The sequence below is a fragment of the Shigella sp. FC1661 genome, assembly GCF_001712525.1.
GTDB classification, from domain to species: domain Bacteria; phylum Pseudomonadota; class Gammaproteobacteria; order Enterobacterales; family Enterobacteriaceae; genus Escherichia; species Escherichia coli.
In genome coordinates, this window is sequence record NZ_MDGW01000196.1 from 1 (window position 1) to 3,886 (window position 3,886).

A 3,886-nucleotide genomic window follows, 5' to 3' on the forward strand; every position below is an offset into this window, starting at 1 on the left:
AGTTCATTTTCCATCGTTTTCTTGCCGAGCAGGCGCTGGAGTTCTTTAATCTGCTTCATGGCGGCAGCAAGTTCAGAGGCAGGAACAACCTGTTCTCCGGCGGCCACAGCAGTAAGACTTCCTTCCTGGTATTGCTTACGCCAGAGAAATAACTGGCTGGCTGCTACACCATGTTGCCGGGCAACGAGGGAGACCGTCATCCCCGGTTCAAAGCTCTGCTGAACAATTGCGATCTTTTCCTGTGTGGTACGCCGTCTGCGTTTCTCCGGCCCTAAGACATCAATCATCTGTACTCCAATGACTAGTCTAAAAACTAGTATTAAGACTATCACTTATTTAAGTGATACTGGTTGTCTGGAGATTCAGGGGGCCAGTCTAGTGATGACGCTGTAGAATTTTTCACGTGCCACAGAATTTTGAACGCTTTCTCTTACAATATTTCAATGTTTCTATCAGTATTCACCGGAAGAAGTCATCGACCAAATCATCCCAGTCGTCTCGCACCACTGACCATTCATGGTTGACATGTGGTGGAAATCCGCTTCTACAGTAACCATTTTTTATTCGCAAAACCGAACAAGCCATACGGATAGCTGTTAACTGGCATGCCGAGGCAGTTGTTATTTATATTTAGTTTTGTTAATAATCTTTATTTTTTGTAAAAAGGCAAATATAAATTATTCTCATTATTGTTTGTATTTGTGTATTGTCTTGCCGGTTAACATGATCGGAGATTAGTAATATGCGAATAACCACTCTGGCTTCCGTAGTCATTCCCTGTCTCGGATTTTCAGCCAGCAGCATAGCTACTGCAGAGGATGTGATGATTGTCTCGGCATCCGGCTATGAGAAAAAGCTGACTAACGCAGCCGCCAGTGTTTCTGTGATTAGCCAGGAGGAATTGCAGTCCAGCCAGTACCACGATCTGGCGGAGGCTCTGAGATCAGTAGAGGGTGTGGATGTTGAAAGTGGTACGGGTAAAACCGGTGGGCTGGAAATCAGCATCCGAGGAATGCCAGCCAGTTACACGCTGATACTGATTGATGGTGTTCGTCAGGGCGGAAGCAGTGACGTGACTCCCAACGGTTTTTCTGCCATGAATACCGGGTTCATGCCCCCTCTGGCCGCCATTGAGCGTATTGAGGTTATCAGGGGGCCGATGTCCACACTGTATGGCTCTGATGCGATGGGCGGTGTGGTGAATATCATTACCAGAAAGAATGCAGACAAATGGCTCTCTTCCGTCAATGCAGGGCTGAATCTGCAGGAAAGCAACAAATGGGGTAACAGCAGCCAGTTTAATTTCTGGAGCAGTGGCCCCCTTGTGGATGATTCTGTCAGCCTGCAGGTACGCGGTAGCACACAACAGCGTCAGGGCTCATCGGTCACATCACTGAGCGATACAGCAGCCACGCGTATTCCTTATCCCACGGAGTCACAGAATTATAATCTTGGTGCACGTCTTGACTGGAAGGCGTCGGAGCAGGATGTGCTCTGGTTTGATATGGATACCACCCGGCAGCGTTATGATAACCGGGATGGGCAACTGGGGAGTCTGACGGGGGGATATGACCGGACCCTGCGCTATGAGCGGAACAAAATTTCAGCTGGCTATGATCATACTTTCACCTTCGGAACATGGAAATCGTATCTGAACTGGAACGAGACAGAAAATAAAGGTCGTGAGCTCGTACGCAGTGTACTGAAGCGCGACAAATGGGGGCTTGCCGGTCAGCCGCGGGAGCTTAAGGAATCGAACCTTATCCTGAATTCATTACTGCTTACCCCTCTGGGAGAATCTCATCTGGTTACGGTGGGGGGCGAGTTTCAGAGCTCGTCCATGAAAGACGGAGTTGTCCTTGCCAGCACAGGTGAAACTTTCCGGCAGAAAAGCTGGTCGGTATTTGCTGAGGATGAGTGGCATCTCACGGATGCACTTGCGCTGACTGCGGGCAGCCGCTATGAACATCATGAGCAATTCGGGGGACACTTCAGTCCGCGTGCATATCTGGTCTGGGATGTGGCAGATGCCTGGACGCTGAAAGGCGGTGTGACCACGGGATATAAGGCACCCAGAATGGGGCAGCTACATAAAGGGATTAGTGGTGTGTCCGGGCAGGGAAAAACAAATCTACTTGGTAACCCCGACCTGAAGCCGGAAGAGAGCGTCAGTTATGAGGCTGGGGTGTATTACGATAACCCCGCCGGTCTGAATGCCAATGTCACAGGTTTTATGACTGACTTCTCCAACAAGATTGTCTCTTATTCCATAAATGATAACACCAATAGCTATGTAAACAGCGGAAAGGCCCGGTTGCACGGTGTGGAATTTGCCGGCACATTGCCGCTGTGGTCAGAGGATGTCACGCTGTCACTGAATTACACCTGGACCCGAAGTGAACAACGTGATGGTGATAACAAAGGTGCGCCGCTGAGTTATACCCCTGAACACATGGTGAATGCGAAACTGAACTGGCAGATCACCGAAGAGGTGGCATCATGGCTGGGTGCCCGTTATCGCGGGAAAACACCACGTTTCACCCAGAATTATTCGTCACTGAGCGCTGTACAGAAGAAAGTGTATGATGAGAAAGGAGAATACCTGAAAGCCTGGACGGTGGTGGATGCAGGTCTGTCGTGGAAGATGACGGATGCCCTGACGCTGAATGCTGCGGTGAATAACCTGCTCAACAAGGATTACAGTGACGTGAGCCTGTACAGTGCCGGTAAGAGTACGCTGTATGCCGGTGATTACTTCCAGACGGGATCATCAACAACAGGATATGTGATACCTGAGCGAAATTACTGGATGTCGCTGAACTATCAGTTCTGATAATAACAAAACGCTATCACTGACGGTAGAATACGTTGCCACTGCAACTCCTGGCGGAACAGTGGCACGTATTAGGTTAAGTGCATTTCCGATCCGCTAATGAGATTTCGTTACCAACAACTAATATCGTCACAGGAAATGCACGGATTATTTTTAACTTATCATTTACATACTTGTCCAGAGTGTAAGCGCACCGTGAAGGACGTGGGGTAAAAATTAGTTTACAGAGAGAGTGACGTTCCAGGGCAACAACTCTTTCATGCGGTTGGCAGGCCAGGTGTTGATTACACTGATCACGTGGCGTAGCCACGTTTCCGGCTCGATTCCGTTAAGTTTTGCAGCTACCGATCAGGCTGTACATCACTGCCGCACTATCGCTCGTCATCTCAAAGTCCGGTCTCGTCAGCAGGAAGGTATCATTCTCTCCCGCCATTTTTCCGGGGGCCCGGTCAGATAAGTCCCTTTGTCTATCGCTGACTCCTGGCTCATAACCCGGTTAGCAGAATGCAGGGGCACCACCTCGCCACGACCGAATCCGGATAAGTCAATTGCACCTTCTCAATCGCCATTTTGTCACAATTAAGTTTGATAAAGCAGGTCACCTCTGCACTGAATCTGCTCCAGTGCCTCATTGGTCTCCGTCCTCCCCTTTAAACTGCCGGATAAGACTGCTGCACGTAAGCGGCTCGCCAGAACCGTATTGATATTTACTGAGAGGTCAGATCAACTTTCTGAGGTAGCCTGAGTTTAACGGACACTCCTTCCTGAAATAGAATGGCATCAGAAGGAGCTAATAATGAGCAGAAAAAACCAACGTTACTCTAAAGAGTTCAAAGCCGAAGCTGTCAGAACGGTTCTTGAAAATCAACTTTCGATCAGTGAAGGCGCTTCCCGATTATCCCTTCCTGAAGGCACTTTAGGACAATGGGTTACCGCCGCCAGAAAAGGGCTCGGTACTCCTGGTTCCCGCACGGTGGCTGAACTGGAATCTGAAATTCTGCAACTGCGTAAGGCGTTAAATGAAGCTCGCCTTGAGCGAGATATATTAAAAAA

General features: G+C 49.0%; 3 protein-coding genes and 2 pseudogenes. 2 read left to right on the plus strand and 3 right to left on the minus strand.

What is annotated here, in order from left to right:
* On the minus strand, positions 1-287 hold a 287-nt coding region (locus tag BFF42_RS12295), incomplete at its 3' end, for a transposase (protein ID WP_000567737.1).
* A 333-nt stretch (positions 288-620) separates the two neighbouring features.
* Positions 621-804: pseudogene (locus tag BFF42_RS28300) on the minus strand (hypothetical protein).
* Here BFF42_RS28300 and iha point away from each other — a divergent pair.
* Positions 743-2,833 (plus strand): bifunctional siderophore receptor/adhesin Iha, encoded by a 2,091-nt coding sequence (gene iha / locus BFF42_RS12305; RefSeq protein WP_001223356.1) that lies wholly within the window; start codon positions 743-745, stop codon positions 2,831-2,833. The pseudogene BFF42_RS28300 and the gene iha sit on opposite strands and share 62 nt — an antisense overlap.
* A gap of 216 nt (positions 2,834-3,049) precedes the next feature.
* Here iha and BFF42_RS12310 read toward each other — a convergent pair.
* Positions 3,050-3,200, minus strand: a pseudogene (locus BFF42_RS12310) (transposase domain-containing protein); the annotation flags it as partial.
* Positions 3,201-3,629: 429 nt separating this feature from the next.
* Between BFF42_RS12310 and BFF42_RS12315 the strand changes: the two are divergent.
* Positions 3,630-3,886, plus strand: a 257-nt coding sequence (locus tag BFF42_RS12315) for a transposase (protein ID WP_069673647.1), incomplete at its 3' end; no start/stop codon positions are given.

What these genes read in the sequence shown, in the direction of transcription:
- iha (WP_001223356.1), top strand. Translation starts at nt 743, where the DNA reads ATGCGAATAACCACTCTGGCTTCCGTAGTCATTCCCTGTCTCGGATTT.